The 20,525-nt window shown below is 62.4% G+C and carries 22 protein-coding genes and 1 riboswitch; of the genes, 14 read left to right on the forward strand and 8 right to left on the reverse strand.

What is annotated here, in order from left to right:
• Positions 1-122: 122 nt before the first annotated feature.
• The 3 genes from aqpZ (at position 123) to ACIP6G_RS07305 (ending at position 2,999) form a co-directional block, all read left to right on the forward strand.
• Positions 123-887, forward strand: coding sequence for an aquaporin Z (gene aqpZ, locus ACIP6G_RS07295; protein ID WP_365942799.1), 765 nt, complete (start codon positions 123-125; stop codon positions 885-887).
• 138 nt (positions 888-1,025) lie between these two features.
• A complete protein-coding gene (locus ACIP6G_RS07300) occupies positions 1,026-1,796 on the forward strand; it encodes a type II CAAX endopeptidase family protein (RefSeq protein ID WP_365942798.1) in 771 nt (256 codons plus the stop codon).
• A 3-nt stretch (positions 1,797-1,799) separates the two neighbouring features.
• Complete coding sequence (locus ACIP6G_RS07305; RefSeq protein ID WP_105656093.1) at positions 1,800-2,999, forward strand: MFS transporter; 1,200 nt, start codon at positions 1,800-1,802, stop codon at positions 2,997-2,999.
• A gap of 41 nt (positions 3,000-3,040) precedes the next feature.
• Here the strand turns inward: ACIP6G_RS07305 and ACIP6G_RS07310 are convergent, their stop codons facing one another.
• Positions 3,041-3,874, reverse strand: a complete 834-nt coding sequence (locus ACIP6G_RS07310) for a hypothetical protein (protein ID WP_365942797.1) — start codon at positions 3,872-3,874, stop codon at positions 3,041-3,043.
• A gap of 152 nt (positions 3,875-4,026) precedes the next feature.
• On the opposite strand from ACIP6G_RS07310, the gene ACIP6G_RS07315 reads away from it, so the two are divergent.
• Positions 4,027-5,367 (forward strand): MATE family efflux transporter, encoded by a 1,341-nt coding sequence (locus ACIP6G_RS07315; RefSeq protein WP_365942796.1) that lies wholly within the window; start codon positions 4,027-4,029, stop codon positions 5,365-5,367.
• Positions 5,368-5,396: 29 nt separating this feature from the next.
• On the opposite strand, the gene ACIP6G_RS07320 is transcribed toward ACIP6G_RS07315, so the two are convergent.
• The 3 genes from ACIP6G_RS07320 to ACIP6G_RS07330 are packed head-to-tail and all read right to left on the reverse strand — an operon-like array spanning position 5,397 to position 6,548.
• Positions 5,397-5,552, reverse strand: a complete 156-nt coding sequence (locus ACIP6G_RS07320) for a hypothetical protein (RefSeq protein WP_400289400.1) — start codon at positions 5,550-5,552, stop codon at positions 5,397-5,399.
• Positions 5,530-5,892 (reverse strand): hypothetical protein, encoded by a 363-nt coding sequence (locus ACIP6G_RS07325; RefSeq protein WP_365942795.1) that lies wholly within the window; start codon positions 5,890-5,892, stop codon positions 5,530-5,532. Before ACIP6G_RS07325 ends, ACIP6G_RS07320 begins: the two co-directional genes overlap by 23 nt.
• A gap of 20 nt (positions 5,893-5,912) precedes the next feature.
• A complete protein-coding gene (locus ACIP6G_RS07330; protein ID WP_365942794.1) occupies positions 5,913-6,548 on the reverse strand; it encodes a GntR family transcriptional regulator in 636 nt (211 codons plus the stop codon).
• Between the two features lie 130 nt (positions 6,549-6,678).
• Between ACIP6G_RS07330 and ACIP6G_RS07335 the strand changes: the two genes are divergently transcribed.
• From ACIP6G_RS07335 to rraA, 6 genes are all read left to right on the forward strand, one after another.
• Positions 6,679-7,992 carry an MFS transporter gene (locus ACIP6G_RS07335; protein ID WP_365942793.1) on the forward strand — a complete coding sequence of 438 codons (1,314 nt, stop codon included), beginning with the start codon at positions 6,679-6,681 and terminating at the stop codon, positions 7,990-7,992.
• Between the two features lie 34 nt (positions 7,993-8,026).
• The gene (locus tag ACIP6G_RS07340; protein ID WP_365942792.1) at positions 8,027-9,247 is read left to right on the forward strand and encodes an alpha-hydroxy acid oxidase; all 1,221 of its coding nucleotides are present in this window, start codon (positions 8,027-8,029) and stop codon (positions 9,245-9,247) included.
• A 56-nt stretch (positions 9,248-9,303) separates the two neighbouring features.
• Positions 9,304-9,897 (forward strand): DUF308 domain-containing protein, encoded by a 594-nt coding sequence (locus ACIP6G_RS07345; protein WP_166650860.1) that lies wholly within the window; start codon positions 9,304-9,306, stop codon positions 9,895-9,897.
• A 38-nt stretch (positions 9,898-9,935) separates the two neighbouring features.
• Positions 9,936-10,229, forward strand: a complete 294-nt coding sequence (locus ACIP6G_RS07350) for a hypothetical protein (protein WP_286134039.1) — start codon at positions 9,936-9,938, stop codon at positions 10,227-10,229.
• Positions 10,230-10,436: 207 nt separating this feature from the next.
• Positions 10,437-11,831 carry an amino acid permease gene (locus tag ACIP6G_RS07355; RefSeq protein ID WP_286134064.1) on the forward strand — a complete coding sequence of 465 codons (1,395 nt, stop codon included), beginning with the start codon at positions 10,437-10,439 and terminating at the stop codon, positions 11,829-11,831.
• A gap of 83 nt (positions 11,832-11,914) precedes the next feature.
• Entirely contained in the window at positions 11,915-12,391 is a 477-nt protein-coding gene (rraA, locus tag ACIP6G_RS07360; protein ID WP_105656102.1) for a ribonuclease E activity regulator RraA, read from the forward strand.
• Between the two features lie 16 nt (positions 12,392-12,407).
• Here the strand turns inward: rraA and ACIP6G_RS07365 are convergent, their stop codons facing one another.
• Both ACIP6G_RS07365 and ACIP6G_RS07370 read right to left on the reverse strand, forming a co-directional pair.
• Positions 12,408-12,716, reverse strand: coding sequence for a hypothetical protein (locus ACIP6G_RS07365; protein ID WP_105656103.1), 309 nt, complete (start codon positions 12,714-12,716; stop codon positions 12,408-12,410).
• A gap of 290 nt (positions 12,717-13,006) precedes the next feature.
• Positions 13,007-13,558, reverse strand: coding sequence for a CGNR zinc finger domain-containing protein (locus ACIP6G_RS07370; RefSeq protein ID WP_365942790.1), 552 nt, complete (start codon positions 13,556-13,558; stop codon positions 13,007-13,009).
• Between the two features lie 124 nt (positions 13,559-13,682).
• Between ACIP6G_RS07370 and ACIP6G_RS07375 the strand changes: the two genes are divergently transcribed.
• The 4 genes from ACIP6G_RS07375 (at position 13,683) to ACIP6G_RS07390 (ending at position 17,986) form a co-directional block, all read left to right on the forward strand.
• Positions 13,683-14,660 (forward strand): EamA family transporter, encoded by a 978-nt coding sequence (locus ACIP6G_RS07375; protein ID WP_332595217.1) that lies wholly within the window; start codon positions 13,683-13,685, stop codon positions 14,658-14,660.
• 127 nt (positions 14,661-14,787) lie between these two features.
• Complete coding sequence (locus ACIP6G_RS07380; protein ID WP_365942789.1) at positions 14,788-16,311, forward strand: GMC family oxidoreductase N-terminal domain-containing protein; 1,524 nt, start codon at positions 14,788-14,790, stop codon at positions 16,309-16,311.
• A gap of 170 nt (positions 16,312-16,481) precedes the next feature.
• Positions 16,482-16,934, forward strand: coding sequence for a MarR family transcriptional regulator (locus tag ACIP6G_RS07385; protein ID WP_365942788.1), 453 nt, complete (start codon positions 16,482-16,484; stop codon positions 16,932-16,934).
• Positions 16,931-17,986: an FUSC family protein gene (locus tag ACIP6G_RS07390; RefSeq protein ID WP_365942787.1), complete on the forward strand. Its 1,056-nt coding sequence runs from the start codon at positions 16,931-16,933 to the stop codon at positions 17,984-17,986. Before ACIP6G_RS07385 ends, ACIP6G_RS07390 begins: the two co-directional genes overlap by 4 nt.
• Here ACIP6G_RS07390 and ACIP6G_RS07395 read toward each other — a convergent pair.
• Both ACIP6G_RS07395 and cycA read right to left on the reverse strand, forming a co-directional pair.
• Positions 17,970-18,293 (reverse strand): 4a-hydroxytetrahydrobiopterin dehydratase, encoded by a 324-nt coding sequence (locus ACIP6G_RS07395; protein ID WP_365942785.1) that lies wholly within the window; start codon positions 18,291-18,293, stop codon positions 17,970-17,972. The genes ACIP6G_RS07390 and ACIP6G_RS07395 overlap by 17 nt on opposite strands.
• A gap of 168 nt (positions 18,294-18,461) precedes the next feature.
• On the reverse strand, positions 18,462-19,964 hold the full coding sequence (gene cycA, locus ACIP6G_RS07400) for a D-serine/D-alanine/glycine transporter (protein WP_365942784.1): 1,503 nt from the start codon (positions 19,962-19,964) through the stop codon (positions 18,462-18,464).
• 322 nt (positions 19,965-20,286) lie between these two features.
• Positions 20,287-20,385: riboswitch (glycine riboswitch) on the reverse strand.
• Positions 20,386-20,525 lie beyond the last annotated feature (140 nt).

A 20,525-nucleotide genomic window follows, 5' to 3' on the forward strand; every position in this document is an offset into this window, starting at 1 on the left:
CCACAAACCATTGTCGAAAATGAACGTCGCAGATCCTCCAATAGAGAATTCTTCCAGTAGCCTTAGGTTACAGCTCTTGCTGTCATGGAACTCGCGTCACCTTTTGAGGAACGGAACAAGACATGTCAGATACATCCGCGCCGACGACCGGCGCAAAACTTTCGGCCGAGTTCTTGGGCACATTCGTGCTGGTCTTCGGCGGCTGTGGTTCAGCGATCTTCGCGGCCAAGGTCATTGCAGATGAAACCGTGAACATGGGCATCGGATTCCTGGGCGTAGCTCTGGCTTTCGGTTTCACTGTGCTGATCATGGCGTACGCAGTAGGGCATATCTCCGGCGGCCATTTCAACCCTGCCGTCACCCTGGGCACGGCCTTTGCCGGGCGCACCCCGTGGAAGGATGTCCTCCCGTACATCGTCACGCAGATCGTCGCTGCTTCGGTGGCGGGTGCCGTGCTGTTCTGGATCGCTTCGGGCAAGGACGGATTCAACGCAGTCGAATCCGGTTTCGCTTCCAATGGCTATGGGGAGCGATCACCAGATGGCTATTCGCTGGTTGCGGCACTGGTCGCAGAGATCGTTTTGACTGCGATCTTCCTGTACGTGATCCTCGGCTCCACCGACAAGCGCGCGCCGCAGGGTTTCGCGCCGATCGCTATCGGCCTGTCATTGACCCTGATCCACCTGGTGTCCATTCCCATCACCAATACCTCGGTCAACCCGGCACGTTCCCTGGGCGTCGCATGGTTCGCCGGCCCGGAAGCCTTGGGCCAGGTATGGCTGTTTATCCTGGCGCCGGTTATCGGTGCGGCCATTGCCGGTGTCAGCTACAAGGTGCTCTTCCCGGCCTTCGTGGACAAGGGTCGCGAAGGTTTCGACAAGAACTAGCAGATGATGGGAGCTCGCGGTTACCGCAGCTCGCTGAACCCAGTCCAGCAGACTTCGACGTCGGCTGGACTGGGTTCGTCCTTTCACGTGGAACGATGAACTTGGGAAATCCACATGGAAGGCGATTAGGCTTGTCATATGCAACAACGGCCAGAGTACATGAACCCCTATTCGGCTCCGCGGCCCAAGCAACGCGTCTTCAACGCCGGGCAATTCACCAAGGGCGACTTCTGGACAGTTCTTGCCTACCTCGTCTTCTTTGTCTGGGGCGCAGCAGGCCTCATCGGCTTGATCCCTGGCTACATGGGCGCCTTCTCCACCCAGGAACAGGCGCTGTTCGGGATCAACCTGATCCTGTATGTCACCTTCTTCATTCTCGCGATGATCCAGTGCGGTCCGCAGTTCTTCGAGTCGTTCAAGACCATGCGCTACCACCCCTGGGCCAAATGGCTGATGCTGCCCGGTGGCTGGTTCCTGACCATCATGGCCAACGGAATCATCGCCGCATTGACGGGCCAAGCGGCCACCAGCGAGAACCAGGCGGCCCTGGAATCCATGGCCGGAACGGTGCCGCTGCCGGTCATGCTGGTCGTCACTGCGCTCTTCGGCCCATTCGTCGAGGAATACCTGTTCCGCCATCTGCTCATTGGCAAGCTTTCACGCAAGCTCAACGTCTGGATTTGCGCACTGATCTCCACGGTGCTGTTCGCCAGCATCCACTTCATTGGCGCGGGCATCGGCTCTTGGCTGGAAGTCGTGCCGTACTTCATGCTGGGCGTCATGATGGGTGTTGCCTACATCCTCAGCGGCAAGTCGCTGGCCTACTCCTACATGCTGCATGTCATTAACAATGCAGTAGCGTTGCTGGTGGTGTACCTGATCTACCCGCTGCTTCCTGTGGGAGCCTAGGCAGTGGCATTTACCGGACTCGAACCGAACACCCCCGCCTATCGGGGCATGCTGCTGGCGCTTTTTGCCGGCGGCGTTGCCACGTTCTCCCAGCTCTATGCGGTGCAGGGGCTGCTGCCGGTGATCGCCGGCTATTTCCACATCACCTCTTCGCACACGGCACTTGCCGTTTCATCAGCGACCCTGGGGCTGGCGTTGGCCGTGACTCCATGGGCCATCATTTCCGACCGCGTCGGGCGCCGCAAGGTCATCAGCATCGCCCTGATCTCTTCGGTCGCCCTGGGACTGCTCAGCTGCCTGTCGCCAAGCTTCGAGTTCCTGGTGGCGATCCGGTTCTTCGAGGGAATTGCCTTGGCAGGTGTTCCCGGCTCTGCACTGGCCTTCCTCGTTGACGAGGTCAATCCGCGAGCCGTTGCCGTGGCCAGCGGCACCTATATCTCCGGCACCACCCTTGGCGGGCTGGCCGGACGCTTGGTCGCCAGCTTTGTCGCAGACCCCGCCGGCTGGCGCTGGGGGGTCGCGGCAGTGAGCATCATGGCCGGCCTGGCGACGCTCTTCTTCCTGTTCAAGGCGCCCAGCGCCCAGGGCTTCGACCCCATCCACGGCCAGAACCTGCGCAGCATCGCCAAGAAGTTCGCACATGCATTGCACGGCAAAATGGCACTGGTCTATGCCCAGGGATTCTTGCTCATGGGCGGATTCGTGGCCGTCTACAACTACCTGGCTTTCCGGCTGGAAGCACCGCCCTACCTGATTCCGGCTTCGTGGGCGGCACTGGTCTTCTTGGCCTACCTTTCTGGAACCTACACCTCGGTGGCCAGCAGCAAACTCGTCGCCAAGGCTGGACGGCGAAATACCCTGCGCATCAGCATTCTCACCAGCGCCCTGGGCTTGCTGCTGACCCTGGCCGGGAACCTGGTCGTGATCATCAGCGGGTTGCTGATCTTCACCGCTGGCTTCTTCGCGGCCCACGCGGTCGCCAGCGGGTGGGTGCCGGTGCTGGCCACCGAAGCCAGGGCACAGGCCTCCAGCCTGTACAACTTGTTCTACTACGTGGGCTCGTCACTGCTTGGCTGGCTCATCGGCATCCCCTTCATGCACTACGGCTGGGCCAGCGTCGTGCTCTGTGTTGGCGCGTTGCAGGTGGTTGCCCTGATCATGGCTTCCTTGCTCTCCAAAAGGGACCCATCCCTTCGCGGATAATTCATATTCCGCATTCGGAATACTCAACTTTGCGCGAAATATCAGGTCAGATCGTCGAATTCTCCTGATACCCACCTGGCATAGCGTTCCGCAGAGAACTGGACCACCCGGTGGGCATCGGCCTGGATGCAGGCGGCGAAGTTGTTGTAGAGGCGGTCGAACTTCACCGGCTCCAGATCCTTGGCCATGCGCCGCACCACGGCAGCCGAGAGCGGGATGCGGTTGGGGTAGCTGCGCAAGAAGGTCGCATTGCCATCGGCCACGGGGAAAATCGCGTCGCCAGCCAGCAGGACTCCGCGGCCATCGGCCCCTGCTTCCCAAACAGCCGCAGTGCTGCCCGGGAAGTGGCCGCCGAGCTGCATCAGCCTGATCCCGGGCAGCACCTCAAAAGGCTGGGACCAGGTCCTGACGGCGGCTGAGGAATACTGGACCCACTGCGCATCTTTCTCGGCGACGAGGATCGGCGCATCACCCAGCGCCTGGCTGTATTGCTGCTGCACCCCGTACATGTGCGGATGGCTCGCCACAATGGCCGCCAGCTTTCCGCGGCTATCCAGCCAATCAATGATTTCTCCTGTAATCAGCCCGGGCACGTCGAAGAGCAGGTTGCCCGCGGTGGTCTCCACGAGCAAGGAGCTTTGGCCTATGCCGATTTCGGGAGAAGCAATCGCATTCAGTCCCGGCTCCAGCGAAGTGATCGTCAGCTGGTGGCCGGCTGCTGCCAGGTCTTCGGTGCGCACCCAACGCTGGATTCCGCCCGGAATGTACTGGCGTTCATCGGCGCAGATGGGGCAGGTGCCGGTGGGTTGCGGGCCCGGCGGGAACTCCACGGCGCAACCCGCGCATTGCCAATGGCCAATCTGTTCTTGTCCCATGGGAAACCTGTTTTCTGGTGGCGGTGCTGGCTGTGCCCTGCTTGCTTCCAAACCTAGTACTCGCTCCGGACGCAGGAAAGAGGACTGCACCGGGAATCCTCCTGCGCGCAAGCAAATGGTGAAAGTCCACTCTGCTTCGTAGAGTTGAGGTTGTGAATCCTTCAACCCCCACCGAATCCCCGCGGAGCTTGGCCCGGCAGATCCTTGCCTTGGCAGTTCCCGCCTTGGGTGCTTTGATCGCCGAGCCGCTGTTCTTGATGGCCGATTCGGCCATCGTGGGCCACCTTGGTGTGGCCGAGCTGGCCGGCGCCGCACTGGGCACCACGGTGCTGCACACTGCGGTGGGGTTGATGATCTTCTTGGCCTATGCCACCACGCCAGCTGTAGCCAGGGCCCTGGGCGCAGGCAACCCCGGCAAGGCCATGGCGGCGGGGCGTGATGGCATGTGGTTTGCCATAGTCCTCGGGGTGGTGCTGTCGCTGCTCGGATACTTCAGTGCCGATCGGCTTGTGGGCTTGATGGGCGGCGAAGGGGAAACCGCTGGATTCGCCGTCGATTACATCCGCTACTCGATGCCTGGCCTGACCGCGATGCTGCTGGTCCTGGCAGCCACCGGCGTGCTGCGTGGCATGCAGGACACGAAAACACCGTTGATCGTGGCCACCGCTGGCTTCGGATTGAATATCGTCCTGAACTTCGTGCTGGTCTACTGGGCCGATATGTCCGTAGCCGGTGCCGCGCTTGGCACATCGATCGCCCAGTGGATGATGGCGGTGGTGTATTTGTGGATGATCTTGCCAAGAATCCGCAAGCAAGGAATTTCCATGGCGCCGAGCTGGTCCGGGTTCATTTCCACCGGGCAAGTCGGTTCCTGGTTGATGCTGCGCAACCTGAGCATGCGCGCGGCGTTGCTCCTCACGGTTCTTGTCGCCACCAACGCCGGCACCCAGACACTGGCAGCGCACCAGCTGGTCTTCACGATCTTCAGTTTCCTGGCCTTTGCACTGGATGCGTTGGCTATTGCGGCCCAGGCCATGATTGGCCAGGAGCTGGGCCGCGGGGATGCAGAGCAGGTCCGCAAGCTCACCGGGATCATGAGCCGCTGGGGCATCTGCTTCGGCGTGGTAACCGGGATCCTGCTGCTTGCCACCTCGCGGGTATTCCCGATGATCTTCACCCCGGATGAGCAGATCCGCCAGCTGACCACCGTTGGGCTATGGGTGCTGGCATTGTCCCAGCCGTTGTGCGGTTTGGTGTTCGTGCTGGACGGCGTGCTCATCGGTGCGGGGGATGCCCGCTATCTCGGGTTGGTAGGTGTAGCGAACCTTGTTCTCTACGTGCCGATGCTCTGGGCGGTTCAGGTCTTTGCCAAGGATTCCACGTCAGCGATTTTGTGGATCTGGGTTGCTTTCGCCATCGGCTACATGGCAGCTCGCGGCGTGAGCCTGTCCCTGCGTGCCAGGAACAGCGCTTGGATGCGGTTGGGCAGCTGAACCCAGGCCACCGGGCCGCTCGCCACCGATTACTCCTGGAGCTCCATTGCCTGGGCGGCAATCTCATGGGTGACCGCATGGTCCAGTGAGCTGGTGGTGCCCTGGCACCCGGATCCGGGCTGGGCAACGAGCTGTTGCGCTGGGCTGGTCAGGTGCTTGGCGCTACCGGTTTGCGCGAGCTCCAATGCGTATTCGAGGGCGTGGCCGATACCGGTACAGGACGCTACCGTTTTCCGGATGACGGCGTTCGATGCCTTCGAAGATGTTCTCGCGGACCACGAAGAAGTCCACGTCCCCTGGCTGGCGGAATTGCAGCAGGCTGCCCACGGCGCAGGAGAAGAGCGAGTCATGCACGCCAAGCCGCTCAATCCGGTTATCGGGCATCATCTGCCTGTGCTTGGCGTTGGATCCAGCTTGAACCAGAAAATCGTCAGCGGACTCGTTCAGTGAGCGCAGGCCTTCTGGCATGGCATCGGTGCTGACGCCAGCGCCGGCAAGCACGGCGATGCTGCGTGCCTTGCCCATGATGCACCAGTGGTTGGCCGCTAGTGATGTCCCAGCATGGCTCGGCGGATGGATTCCAGATGCAGCGTCATGGCCTCGGCGGCCGCTGAAGGATCTGAATTCTGTATGGCGGCAAAGATCGACTGGTGCTCGGCCAGCTCGTCCGATTGGGACATGTATGGCTGCATGGAAGGCAAGACGTAGTGGGCTCGGGCGGTTTGCGTGAAGCAGTTCTCCAGGCTGTCCACAATGCGGGAGTTGCGCGATGCCGCGGCCAGTTCGCTATGGAAGCACTGGGCGGCATGCATGGAGGCAATGGGGTCGGAGACCGCCAGCTTTTGCTGGGCTTCAAGGTGCCCGGCCAGGGAAACTACAAGCGCTGCCGAATGCATGCTGGCTACCTGCCCCGCCACATGCGATTCGAGCAAGCTGCGCAGTTCCAGGACTTCATAGACATCATTCATCGAGATGGCGCGAACCAGATAGCCCTTCTTGGGCAGCACCTGCAGCAGGCCCTCGCTGGTGAGCTGGCGCAGGGACTCGCGCACCGGGGTCTTGGAGACCTCGAACTCCTGGGCCAGTGCGGGTTCGATGATCAGGCTTCCCGGGGCAAGTTCCCCGCGGTTGATGCGTTCGCGCAAGGTGAGCGTGAGCTGTTCGGAGAGCGAGCTGGCCATGGTTTTCCGATTCCTAAGGGGCGTAACTTGGCGACCTGATCTAGCTATCGCTCTGGGCAACACTCTAGTCTGGGATGAAATATATTTCAGGTATCTTACGGAACACCACTTTATCGCAAGGACTACGACTGTGCCGATCACCCAGAACTCTGCCAGCACGCAGCAAGCGCGCAACCGGCGCCGGGCCCTGTTCGCCTCTGTCTTCGGCACGGCCATTGAATGGTACGACTACGCGCTGTATGGCGCGGCCGCATCGGTGGTGATCGGTCCGCTGTTCTTCGCCGGGGCTGGAGAATCGGCGGCCTCGATCGCGTCCTTTGCGACCTTCGCGGTGGGCTTCGTGGCCCGCCCGCTGGGCGGTGTGCTCATCGGCCACCTGGGGGACCGGTTCGGGCGCCGCCCGGCCATGCTGCTCTCGGTCATCCTGATGGGCATCGCCACCGTGGGCATCGGCCTGCTGCCGACCGCGCAGACCTGGGGCGTGTGGTCCGTGGGCCTGCTGGTGCTGCTGCGCCTGATCCAGGGATTCGGCGCTGGCGCGGAACTGACCGGTGCCATGACGCTGGTGGCCGAATACGTGGAGCCGAGAAAACGCGGGTTCTACACCTCGCTGGTGCTCTCCACCCCGCCGCTGGGCATCGCCCTGGCCACCGTGTGCTTCTTCCTGGTCTCGCTGGCCGGTGACGAGGTACTGCTCGGGTGGGCCTGGCGCATCCCATTCCTGGTCTCGGCACTGCTGTTCGTCGTGGCCATCTACATCCGCAACAAGCTGGAAGAGACCCCTGACTATGCCGCCGCCATGGCCTCGGCCCGTGCCGAGCAGCAGCAGGCCAAGCTCCCCATCGTGCAGGTTCTCGCCGCGCACTGGCGCCGCGTCGCCCTGGGCTTCCTGGCCATCACCGGGCACAACGCGGTGAACTACATCCTTGCGGTCTTCGCGCTGAGCCTGATGGTCACCAGCGGCATGGAACGCAGCCATGCGTTGCTGGCGGTCACCCTGGGCTCCTTGGTCTCCGTACTGCTCACGCCGGTGGGCGGCTGGCTGGCCGATCGGTTCGGCGCTTCCAAGGTGCTGGCGGCAGGAAATATCTCAGGCTTGGTCCTGGCTTTCCCGATCTTCGCCCTGATCTCCACCGGCGAGTTCACCTTCGGATTCCTGGGCATCGCCGCCGGCTACGCGCTGGTGATCCCGTGCACTTCCGGTGCCCAAGGGGCCTTCCTCACCGAGCTGTTCCCCGTCTCGGTGCGCTTCTCCGGGATTGCCATCGCGCGCGAACTGAACGGCGCCATCGTCGCTGGGCTCTCGCCGCTGATTGCCGCCGCGCTCTTGCAAGCGGGCAACGGTTCCATCGCGATGCCAGCGGGATACCTGGCGCTGTGCTGCCTGTCCTCGGCCATTGCAATCTTCATCGGCACCCGCGCAAGCTCGCGCACCCTGTACTAGACCGGCAATTTCTACCGAAGTAAAGGAACAATCCATGGGTAATCTCAATCGCCAACTGCCCGACGTGGCCGAACTGGTCAGCCTGATGAAGTTCAAGCTCCCCTCCACTAGCCCTCGCGCCGCCCGCCTGGCCGGTGCCGCCGACATCTGGGATCTGCGCAAGATCGCCAAGCGTCGCACGCCCGCCGCGGCCTTCGACTATGTAGATGGCGCTGCCGGGCGAGAAATCACCGCGACCCGCGCCCGAGCGGTGTTCGACAACGTTGAGCTGTTGCCGCGAATCCTGCACGGAACCGCGCAGTCGGATCTTTCCACCACCATTGCCGGTGCCCCATCGGCATTGCCCTTCGGCATCGCCCCCACCGGTTTCACCCGCTTCATGCACTCCGAGGGCGAAATCGGCGGCTCGCGGGCTGCCCAGAAAGCAGGGATTCCCTTCAGCCTGTCCACCATGGGCACCCGATCCATCGAGGAGGTCGCCGAGGCGGCACCCGAGGGCCGCAAATGGTTCCAGCTCTATCTGTGGAAGGACCGGGAAAAGTCCAGGGCGCTGGTGGAACGTGCTGCTGCAGCGGGCTATGACACCTTGCTGGTCACCGTGGACACCCCGGTAGCCGGCCAGCGCCACCGCGATACCCGCAACGGCATGAAGATCCCGCCGGAATTGACCGTGAAGACCGTGCTCGATGCGTCGTACCGACCCGAATGGTGGTACAACTTCCTGACCACCGATTCGCTGAAGTTCGCATCGCTGTCGGATACGTCGGCAGACCTGCCAACGATCATCAACTCCATGTTCGATTCCTCCTTGGACTTCGAGGATCTGAAATGGATCCGCGAGCTGTGGAAGGGCCAGCTTTTCGTCAAGGGCGTGCTCACCAGCGAAGACGCTGCCAAGGCACAGGCCGCCGGTGCTGACGGACTGGTGGTCTCCAATCACGGCGGACGGCAGCTGGACCGCGCGCCGATCGCCTTCGAGGCCTTGGGCGAAGTGCGTGCCGAAGTCGGTGAGGACATGGAAATCATCATGGATTCGGGCATCATGTCCGGCGCGGACATTGTCGCCGCGCTGTGTGCCGGAGCGGACTTCGTGCTGATTGGCCGCGCCTACCTCTACGGCCTGATGGCTGGGGGAGAGGAAGGCGTCAGCCGTGCCATCGAATTGCTGGCCAAGGAAGTGGAAGTGACTATGCAGCTGATGGGCGCGGCGAGCATCGGGGATCTGGACCAGTCGCTGATTCGCCGCCGTGGCTGATGTGATTAACCCCGGGCGAAGTGGCGGTTAGTTCTATGAGCGGTAGAATAGAAATTGTGCCTGCACCAAAAACCACCCCAGTTCAAGCTTCAGATGTTTTCCGCCCGGTCTTCCTGCGCGGCCTGACGGCCCTGGCCTATGCCCTGATGTCGATTTTCTGGATCGGCGCAGATGACAAGGTTGTCACCTACTCGACGGCAGCGTTCCTCGTTGTCACTGGCGTGTTCATGTGGCAGTACGTATCTGTGGAAAGCGCGCCGGAGAAGTCGCGCGCCCCCTACGCGCTGGGTGCGGGACTGATGCTTCTGGCTGGTATTGCCACCATCTTCGTCAGCTCGATTGCCTGGGTCGGCTATGTGGGTGCCTTTGCATTCCTGGCCGGAGGCATTGCCGAGCTCATCGTCTTTGCCAAGCATCGCGAGGCCTTCCCGCCGTTCAGGAACCAGCTGGTTACCGGCGCGGTGGGCGTGATCTTGGCCATTTCGCTGTGCTTCAGCGGTGGCATGGATGCGCACGCATTGTTCGGCCTGATTGGCGGCGGAACTATCGTTCTGGCCGTTTTCGCGCTGATTGCCGCCTTCGGCCATCGCCATGAAATGAAGGCAGCCGCCCCGACCACGATCAATTCGCCGGACCAGGAAAGCAACTAGTCTTTAGGTCTGCAGTAAAAGTAGAAACGGAGTTCCTGGTGGGAAACAACAAGAAGAAGCAACCGTGGAGCCAGTCAATCAAGGGCCCACTGAGCTTCTCGCTGATCCTGGCCATCGTCGCCGGCGTGGTCGGCCTGGTTAGCTCCACCGGCGGATCGCAGAATCCCTTGCGCTTCGATATCGGTTTGGCCTGTTTCGGCATCGCCTTTGTCGCAAGCCTGCTGGTCATCTCGGTGATGACCATGGCCGCCAAGGACAATGATCCTGACCTGGGAAAGGGGACCGGGGTAAACCGATCCTCATCCAACCCGGACAAGAAGTTTGAAGACTGATAATAAAGCTTAGCCACGCGGCATGACGCGCTGGGACTGTCCATCCACAGATAGTCCCAGCGCGTTGTCGTTTGCCGGGCCAATTGATCGAGGCAGGACGCCTCAAGCACGCACCAAGGATTTCAAGTGAGTAGCACGAGTATCTCTGAGCAGCATGGCCGCACCCCACTGGGCAAGCAGCTGCGACGGCGCAAGTCCATCCAGGCGATGGCCAACGACGCCGCGAACAACGCCGGGCTCGGGACGCTCAAGCGCTCGCTGGGCGTCACCCAGCTGGTCATGATCTCCGTCGGAGCCACCCTGGGTACCGGCATCCTGGTGATCCTCGGATCTGCCGTTCCGGTCGCCGGCCCGGCGATCTGGATCGCCTTCGTGCTGGCCGGCATCACCGCGCTGCTTTCGGCGGTCTCCTATGCCGAAATGGCGGGCATGGTCCCGGTCTCCGGCTCCAGCTATTCCTATTCCTACGCCACGCTGGGCGAAGGCATGGCCTGGGTGTGCGGCTGGTGCCTGGTGCTGGAATACGCAGTTTCCGCGGCAGCGGTGGCGGTGGGTGCCGGCGCCTACGTGAACCAGACGCTGGAGATCTTCGGCCTGGCTTTGCCCCAGGCCCTGGCCGCCGGTCCGGGCGACGGCGGTGTCATCAACCTCTCGGCATTGATCGTGGTCATCTTGGCGACCCTGCTGCTGGTTCGCGGTGCCCGCGAATCGGCCCTGGCCAACACCGTCATGGTGATCGTGAAGATCGCCATCCTCGTCTTCTTCGTGGTGGTCGCCTTCACCGCTTTCAATGCCGGGAACTTCGCTCCGCTGCTGCCCATGGGCGCCGCGGGCGTGACCGGGGCAGCGTCCATGGTCTTCTTCTCCTACATCGGCTTCGACGCGGCCTCGACCGCCGGCGAGGAAGCCAAGAATCCGCAGAAGGACCTGCCGCGGGCAATCATGATCGCCATGGTGCTGGTAACCACCATTTACGTGCTGGTTGCTGTAGCCGCCATTGGCGCCCGGGAGTGGAACTGGTTCGCCGAATCGGAAGCCGCCCTGGTGCAGATCGTTTCCGAGATCACCGGACAGAAGTGGATGGTCTTGGCCTTCGCCCTGGCTTCGGTGATCGCGATCGTCTCGGTGGTGCTGACCACCCTGTACGGGCAGACGCGCATCCTGCTCTCCATGGGCCGCGACGGCCTGATCCCGCGCTTCTTCGCCAAGGTTTCGCCCAGCACCCGCACCCCGGTCATCGGCACCTACGTCACCGGCGCGGTCGTGGCCATTGCCGCCTCGCTGATTCCTCTGGGCCAGTTGGCCGAAGCGACCAGCATCGGCACCCTGTTCGCCTTCTCGTTGGTAGGTGTCTCGGTAATGTACCTGCGCAAAACCCAGCCGGATACCCCGCGGACCTTCCGCGTCCCGCTGTATCCGGTGACCCCGATTCTGGGCATCGCTGCCTGCCTGTTCCTGATGTTCAACCTGGCTGGCATCACCTGGCTGGTCTTCGCCATCTGGATGGCTGTGGGAGCTGCGATCTATCTGGGCTTCGGCCGCCGCAATTCGCGCCTCGGCGCCTTGGACGCCAAGGCCTATGAAGCGGAACTGAATCTCTGACACTTTCGTCATGCGCTGGGGTTGCTGGCACTGCGGGCTAAGCTGTGTGGTGGACCACTATCGCAGCTCATGAAGGAAACACCATGCACCAGGAACCGATCAGCACCGCCGACCTCTACGACCAGCATGGGGATGCACTGCAGTCCGTCTCGGCTCAATTCCAGGACTTCGGCGGGCGGCTGTCCTTCCACGGGCCGGCACGTACCGTGAAGTGCCATGAGGACAACGGCCTGGTCAAGGAGATCCTGAGCTTCCCGGGCAATGGCGCAGTGCTCGTGGTCGATGGGGGAGCATCCCTGCGTTACGCCCTGATGGGTGACATGATTGCCGCGAATGCCGAAGCCAATGGCTGGGCCGGGGTCATCATCAGCGGCGCCGTACGCGACCGTGCGGCACTGGCTGAGATGGAACTCGGGATCAAGGCACTGGGCAGCAACCCGCGCAAAACCGTCAAGCGCTCGCACGGTTCGGTGGATGAAGTGATCAGCATCGGGGATGTGAAGGTCCGACCGGGCGCGATGGTGTATGCGGATATCGACGGGATTCTTGTCGAAAACTAGCCGCTAGCCCATCCAGCTAGGGCTTGTCGCCTGCGCCTTCCCATTCCGCTTTGAACTCCTCGGTGCCCAAGGCCTCCAAATCCGCGCGGATCTGGACGATCAGCCGCTCAGCTTCTTCGAGGCTGGAGGTTGTCATGCGCAGAAGCACCGAATCATCTTGGCGGGAATGCACGACTACCTGGGGCTCGTTCGCTTCGTACTCTGCATCGCCCAGCGTGGCAGAAGCCAGAGCTACAACCCAACGGGCAGCGGCTTTCAATGGTCCGCTCTCAGCTGCTTCTATCCGTGCCTCGTAATCATCCGAAGCGTGGGTTTCCTGAGTCATGACCTGCCCCTTCCACTACTGCAACTGCCGGTATCCCGGTTGTGTGTTCATCATATGGCCCGGGCAAGGTAAAAGGCGAGGGGCATCGCCCAACGCCATTTTGGCCACGTGCTGGCCCCCATGCAGGAAACCTGATGGCCATGACAGGCGCTCCGCGCTGGTCACGGGCATGGGCGGTGGGCCCGAGGCCACAGCGAGCTACTCGGCCACGTTGCGGCGATGAAGTGCGCAGGGGCGCTGGCCGATCACGGACGAAACTAGACTTGGTGTGCTCAGTGTCGGGGTTCTGGCTAGTCGATACGTTTTCCGGCTTTGCGCGCACGGTAGGCGCGCACGTGCTCGCGGTTGGCGCAGTTGCCGGTATCGCAGTACAGCTTGGAGCGGTTGCGCGACAGATCCAGCAGGGCCGCCTCGCAGTCCTCCGAGCCGCAGATCCGCAGACGCTGCAATCCGCCGGAGCGGATCACTTCCGCCAGTGCCATCGCGGCGTCCACGGCCATGCGGTCGTAGAGCGGGGTGCTGTTGGTGGTGGCGTGCAGGTGGTATCCCAGCGATTCGCTCTTGATCAATTGAGGCTGGGCGTTGGCGTTGCGCAGGATCGCATTGACCCGGAAGACGGATTCTTCTTCGGTACCTATCCAGATGTTCTTCAGCTGGGAACGCAACTGGCGAATGGAGCGAAGCTCTGCCTGGTTGTGCGCGCGGGAGCCTTCGAAATTCTCGGCATCAAGGAACTCATCGAGATCAGCAACGGTGGAGAGCATATCCACGATTTGCACCTCGGTATTCAGAAGGTTCACCACGGACTTCAATGAAGCTTCGATATCTGGGGCAAAGGTCATAATTCGTTCCTGGAAGCTGGGTAGATTGACTGCCACTCAAGCCTAACCGTATCGTCATGCTCATACCCCCATTTGCCCCTGAACGGCGGCATGAAATTCTCCGCGAAAGACTTCAAAGATCCTCATGAGCGACCTGTCTGATTCCGGCCTTCCGGCCGCCACTGCCGGCAGTCCAGTACTGCGTCAAAGCCAGTCCCGGGGGATCTGGATTGCGCTGGCATCCTCCGCGGCCTTCGGGATTTCCGGCTCCTTCGCCAAGGGGCTTTTCGAAGCAGGGTGGAGTCCCACTGCGGCCGTGGCCGCACGCATGGCCGGCGCCGCGCTGGTCCTGGCGATCCCTGCGGTCCTGGCGATGCGCGGCCGCTGGACGTTGCTGCGCACCAACTGGGTGTCGATTGTGCTCTTCGGATTGTTTGGAGTGGGAGCCTGCCAGCTGTGCTATTTCTTGGCGGTGCAGCGCTTGGATGTCGGGGTGGCTTTGCTGCTGGAGTATCTGGCTCCGGTGCTCATCGTGCTGGTGCTCTGGGCCAAGCACCAGAAGCGCCCGTCGGCGGCAACGATCGCTGGCACCCTATTGTCATTGGCGGGCCTGGTGGCGGTGCTGGATCTGACCGGCGCCACGCGGATTGATCCTATCGGCGTGCTCTGGGGCTTGGGGGCAGCGGTGGGCCTGACGGTCTACTTCTTCATTAGCGCCAAGGTCGATGGCGCGCTGCCACCCATCATGCTGTCGGCCGGTGGCATGGCCGTTGGCGCGCTAACCATGCTGCTGGTTGGCGGCTTGGGAATCCTTCCAATGCAGTGGGCCGCCGGCAGCGGATCATTTGCTGGATATGAAACGCCGTGGTGGTTGGCCTTGACCGGGCTGATCCTGATCGCCACCGTGTTCTCCTACACCACCGGGGTGATGGCCGCCCGGGAACTGGGGTCCAAGGTGGCCAGCTTCATCTCGTTGACCGAGGTGCTTTTCGCGGTGCTGTGGGCTTGGCTGCTGCTCTCCGAGCTGCCGGGTGCGGTGCAGCTGTTCGGCGGCCTGCTGATTGTGTGCGGCGTGGTGCTGGTGCGTGTCGATGAACTGCGTGCGGCACGCAAGGGGATCTAAGCGGCCCGTTGGGTAAAAACGCGCACGCGATGCCAATTGTTGTGCGCCGGATGCCAAGGGAAAGCCCGCTGGCCTGTACAGGCTGGGAGAAACAAGTTTCGCAGGCATCCTAGCTGGAGGAAAACCCATGGGCAGCAAGTCGGTCATAGTCGTAGGCGCAGGTTCGGCTGGCTCGGTGGTCGCGCGCCGGCTCGTGGATGCCGGGGCGCTGGTGACCTTGTTCGAAGCTGGCTCCGAGGACACCAACCCTGCCATCCACGACCTCTCGCGCATGGGCGAGCTGTGGCATAGCAAGGACGACTGGGATTACCACACCGTCCCGATGGCCGGGGCAGCGAACAAGCCGATGCACCTGCCACGGGGCAAGGTGCTCGGCGGTTCCCACGCGCTGAATGCGACCATCTGGGTGCGCTGCGCCCCGCAGGATTTCGATGACTGGGCCAAGGACTGCGGCGAGCAGTGGGCCTGGAAGAATGTGCTGCCGATCTACAAGGAAATCGAGAACTTCTCTGGCGGCGCCAGCGAATTCCACGGCAGCGATGGGCTGGTGCCGGTGGACAACGACTACGAGCTGGATGAGATCCACCAGTCGATTATCGACGCCGCGGTGCAGTCCGGAATCCGGTTCAATCCCGACTACAACGGCGAGCAGCTGGAAGGCGTTTCCAAGGAGCAGATCAACGTTGCTGGCGGTCAACGCATCAACACCTGGAAGGCTTATCTGAAGCCGGTGCGCGAGCGCATGGAAATCATCACAGATGCCGAAGTGCATTCGGTGATCCTCGAATCCGGATCCGCTGTAGGCGTGCGCTATCGGATCGGCGGGCAGCTGCAGGAGCTGCGCGCGGATGAGGTGGTGCTCAGCGCCGGTGCCCTGGGATCCCCGCAAATCCTGTTGCGCTCAGGCATCGGCCCGGTGGCCGAGCTCGAAGCCGCGGGCGTCATGCCGCTGCATGAGCTGGATCAGGTCGGAAAGAACCTGCATGACCACCTGCTGGCACCGGTGATTGCCGAAACCACCACCCGCGCGATACCCGCCCCGCGTGCCGGGGTCTCCGTCTCGCAATCGCACATGTTCACCCGATCCCGCGAGGGCCTGGATCGCCCGGACACCCAGCCGATCTTCTTCGCCGTGCCCATGTACTCCCCGGGCATGGAACCGGTCGACGGCACTGCCTTCACCTTGCACTCCGGGATCGTCACCCCGCACAGCCGCGGCGAAATCACCCTGGGCGGGCCCGGCTTGGATGACCTGGTGAACATCGATTTGAATGCGCTGGATGATCCGCGGGATATGCAGGCATTCCTGGTATCGATGAAGCAATGCCGCGCGATGGTGGAGCAAGATGCCTTGGCCGGGGACTGGGGAGCGAGGGAAATTTACCCGGGCGAAGAAATACGCGGCGATGAGCAGCTGGAGGATTACATTCGGAACAACGTCGTGACCTACCACCACCAGGTGGGTACCTGCCGCATGGGCACGGATGCGCAGGCCGTGGTGGATCCGCAGCTGCGGGTACGCGGCTTGGAAGGGCTGCGCGTCATCGATGCCTCGATCATGCCCAAGATCACCACCGGCAACACCAATGCCCCGGCCATCCTCATCGGCGAACTGGGCGCCAAATTCCTCTTGGCTGATCTTCGGCTCTGACAGGCGGCGCACTATGGCGGCGGCCAAGGAGAACAAGCCCTCACATTCCAAGAGACGATGATTCCGTGGACCGCAGCTGGCGATGGAACGCGCGCCAGCTGCGTGTGAGATTCATCGGATAAACTGCTTCATGGCGAAATCGTTTCAAGCCGAAATGATATTTTGAAGGGATGAACGAATACCGGATTCCGCAGTTCCAATGGAACTCGCTGAGCTATCTCACCGCCCGAGCCGGCCGCATCGGCACCCAGGAGCTCACCGAGCTGATGGAATCCGAGTCCTTATCCCGGCATCATTTCACCATCATCTGCGCGCTGGAGGAGTTCGGCGGCCTCTTCCAGAAAGACTTGGCAGATCGCTCGAATGTGAACCGCGGCCATCTGGTGGCCTACCTCGATCAGCTGTCGAGCCGTGGGATCCTGGAACGCGAAGTTGATCCGGAAGACCGCCGCCGCAACGTCATCACGCTGACTCCCGAGGGCCGGAAATTCGCTGCCCGGGCAATGGAGGCTGCCTCGCATAACGAAGCTAAGGTCTTCGGCGCATTGGATGAGCCGCAGCGGGAGCAGCTGCGCGCCTTGCTGCAGCTGGTCGCTACGCAAGACGGCGAGGCACGCCAGTGAAGCGCCACCTGGAAGAAATAGTGCAGCGCAGCGTCGTCGTGGCCCCGCACCGCCCGTCGCTCATCCCGGCAGCCAAGGCGACGATCAGCCTGGCCGCGCCGCTGATCCTGTTAGCCGGCCTTGGCCGCCTTGACTGGGCAATGTATGCAGCGTTCGGCGCCTTCTGCGCGGTCTTCGGCCGTTTCGACGCGTACGCGCCGCGTTTCTGGCAGCAGTTCTCGGCAGGCATCGTGCAGCTGGCCGCAATGCTGCTGGGCACCTGTTTTTCGCTTATCGAGGCACCGTTCCCGGTACGTGTGCTAGTGCTGGCATTCATTGGTTTTGGCGCCAACTACGTCTCCCATGCCGCGCGCTGGATGCCGCCGGGACCGGTCTTCGCGGTCTTCGCCGGCGGCGCCTGCCTGGGCATCCCGGCCAGTTCGCAAAGCTTCACCGGGGTGCTGCTGGCCGGCGGCGGAACAATGGCCTTCAGCATGCTGCTGATGCTTGGCCTGTCGATGCGCAAGGCCAACCTGCTCCATACCCTGCGCTCCGGATATGCCTGGGCGCCCTCGCCCATGGCCATGGCCCAGTCGCTTCAAATGGGCTCGGGCGTGCTGCTGGCGGGCATCGCAGGGCATCTGCTCAGCGACGGCCACTGGTACTGGGCCAGTCTCGGCGCGATCGCCGCGGTCACCGGCGCTGATGCCTATGCGCGGGTAGCCCGCGGGCTGCAGCGCTGCGCAGGCAACTGCATTGGCGTAGCGCTGACCGCAATAGTTTTCGCCTTCGATTCCCCGGTCTGGGTGATCCTGGCCGCTGCGCTGGCCTCGCAGTTCGTCATCGAGCTGGTGATCCTGCGCAACTATGCGGTGGGGATGGTCTTCATGACGGTCACCGCACTGCTCATGGTCCACCTGGTCAGCCCTGAACCGGCCGCGTCCCTGCTCATCGACCGCATCTCCATGACGGCGCTGGGCGCCTTGGTGGGTGCGGTGCAGAGCATCGCCATCTCGCTGCTGGTAGCCCGCCGGCGCCAAGGCCGAACGCCGGGGGCTACCAGTGCTCGGTGACCACCTGCGCTTCGAGCTTGCCGGCCTCGATGGAGATATGGCGGGCTAATTCCAGATCCAGTGCTCCCAGATGCTCGGGCTGGTTATGCGCTAGGCGCAGCTCGACGATGGAAACCCGCCACTCCAGGTGCGGATGCCGGTTGTCCTGCTCGGCGCGCAGGCCTACCTGGACAATGAACTGCAAGGCCGTGCTCGCGCAATCGAAACGGTAAGCGGCCCGCAAACCCAAGTCATCACGCTTCCAATCAGGCAAGGCACCCAGCCTCTGATCGAATTCGAAGCGCGGTAACGGACCGGTTGATGCCATGGTTCTCTCCTCCAAGCGGCAGCGGGTCGGACTGTGCAAGTGGTTGCTGCCTGCCGCCATGATCGCATCGACCCCGGCGATCGCGGTAGCGATCCCAGCGACTATGCAGTTTGGCCCCGGCATCTGGTGATGCCGGGGCCTGATCGAGAGACCTGTCAGGTGCTCGGGCTACTGGTGGATATCCTCGGAAACCTGCTCCGCGGTTTGCGCTTCAAGCTTGGAGAAGGACTTCGCATCGCGGTAGGCGGCGGCCTCATAGCGTTCGTGCGCCACCTTCGCCAGGTGCGCGGCGCGCAGTGCCTGGTGCTGGGGGTTGCGGCGGATGTACAGGTAGCCTGCGCCCAGGATCAGGAACCATGCCGGGGTGATCAGCAGGGCGCTGAAGGTATCGGCCTGGGTGGTTAGTGCCCACAGGATGAAGCCGAAGAAGCCGAGTACCACGTAGGGCATGACAACCCCGCCGGGCACCTTGAACTTCGAAGCATCATGAAGATGCGGGCGGCGTGCGCGGAAGACCAGGTAGCTGAGCAGGATGATGGTCCACACGAACATGAAGCACAGGGCCGAGACGGTGGTGACCAGGGTGAAGGCACCCATCACCGAGTCGCCGCTGTAGAGCAATGCGACGCCTGCCAGCAGGAACATGCAGGAGAACATCAGTGCGTTCTTCGGCACCTTGCGGTTGGAAAGCTTGGCGAAGCCCTGGGGCGCATCGCCTTCCATGGACAGGCCGCGCAGCATGCGCGAGGTCGAATAGATCCCCGAGTTGGCGCTGGAGGTCGCGGAGGTGAGCACCACGAAGTTGATGATGCCTGCCGCACCGGCCAGGCCGGCCAGGGCGAACATGCCCACGAACGGGGACTGCTCGGCGGAGAACAGGTTCCACGGTTCCACGGTCATCAAGATGATCAAGGCTCCGACGTAGAAGAAGAGGATGCGGATGGGGATCGAATTGATCGCCTTGGGCAGCGTCTTTTCGGGGTCCTTGGTTTCCGCCGCGGTCGTGCCAACCAGCTCGATGCCCACGAACGCGAACACCGCAATCTGGAAGCCGGCGACGAAGCCCATGAAGCCGGTGGGGAACATGCCGCCTTCGGTCCACAGGTTGGAGAAGGAAGCGGTGGCCGAGTCGTGCTCGAAGCCGGTGATGACCATGACCAAGCCGACCACGATCAGCGCGCCGATGGCCACGATCTTGATCAGCGCGAACCAGAATTCGGTTTCGCCGAAGGCCTTCACGGTGGCCAGGTTCAGCACCAGCAGCAGTGTGATGCAGCCCAGCGCCGGGATCCACAGCGGAAGGTCGCCCCACCAGAAGGCGACGTAGTGGGCGATGGCCACCACGTCGGCAATGCCGGTGACTACCCAGCAGAACCAGTAGGTCCAGCCGGTGAAGAACGCCGCCCACGGGCCCAGCAGGTCCCCGGCGAAGTCGGCGAAGGTCTTGTATTCGAGGTTGCTCAGCAGCAGCTCGCCCATGGCGCGCATGACGAAGAAGAGCATGAAGCCGATGATCATGTAAACGAAGATGACCGACGGGCCGGCGACCGAAATGGTCTTGCCCGAGCCCATGAACAGGCCGGTGCCGATAGCGCCGCCAATGGCGATCAGCTGGATGTGACGATTGGAGAGCCCGCGCTCGAGAGTGGGATCAGAACTGGTGGTACTCATGCTGGTTGCCTTCCAGGAGTGTGGCGTGACGCCCCGAAGGTGTCCTGCCTCCAAGCCTTCATGGCTTGGAGCACAGGGACTCGCTTCGATGAGCACATCCGATAGGGAGGGGGCCAGCTGGCGTGCCTAGCAAGCTGCGCAGGGAGCAGGAGCCAGGTAAGCCACGGGGGGTACCTCGAAACCGGTGCGCTCGGTGCGGCACTGTTCTTGGTCCCTCCCCAATCTGTATTACAACCTGAGAGTTTTCACTTCCACCCGAATACTGGGTGAAGCTTGCTCCTTCGGTGAGCCCGGACGAACCTGGGCTGCTTTCCAGAGGTGCCTGTTCGTAGCGGTACAGGTGCCTGAGAGTTTCCCGGGGAGGAAATTGCTCCTACGGCGCCCGCCCATGGTGTGAGCGGATCTCTCCCGCCACGCATCAACGGCATATGTGGTGATTGCCATCACAGTATGCGCAGAAAAATGAACGTGGTGCAAGTCGCAATTTCACACTTCGGGCCCCGGATAACCGCTTGGCCACGCCAATCGTGGAAAGTGGCTGGCGAAATGGGGGATTCTCCG

It is taken from the genome of Glutamicibacter sp. NPDC088483, from assembly GCF_044753145.1.
Lineage (GTDB): Bacteria > Actinomycetota > Actinomycetes > Actinomycetales > Micrococcaceae > Glutamicibacter.